This is a genomic window from Stieleria mannarensis, assembly GCF_014154935.1.
GTDB lineage: Bacteria > Planctomycetota > Planctomycetia > Pirellulales > Pirellulaceae > Stieleria > Stieleria mannarensis.
The window spans coordinates 1-319 of record NZ_JACEHH010000235.1 but is presented as its reverse complement, the minus strand read 5'-3'; the positions used below and the strand labels follow the sequence as shown (position 1 = coordinate 319).

At 55.5% G+C, this 319-nt stretch carries 1 protein-coding gene; it reads left to right on the top strand.

Annotated features, from left to right (window positions below):
- A partial coding sequence (locus H1B37_RS33215) for a tyrosine-type recombinase/integrase (protein WP_182871555.1) occupies nucleotides 1–319 on the top strand: 319 nt, incomplete at both ends.

Genomic DNA, 319 nt, shown 5'->3' with positions numbered 1-319 from the left:
TTGGTTGACACATCATCACGACAGCTGGATCTTTCCCGCCGTTTCGCCCGGGTACTGCTTCGACATCCACGGAAAAAGCAAGGCCGAGCGTCCGATGTCGGAAACCACCGTCCAGGGAGCAATGAAGCAGATCGCCAAGAAGCTCAACTTCGGCAAAAAAATCACGATCCACACATTGCGCCATTCCTACGCCACGCACTTGCTTGAAGCCGGCGTTGGATTGAAGGTCATCCAGAAGTACATCCATCGAGTGGCGATCAGTGACAAACGGATCGTCTCGGTCACCGACCGTTCGGTCTCGTACACCGTCACGCCCACC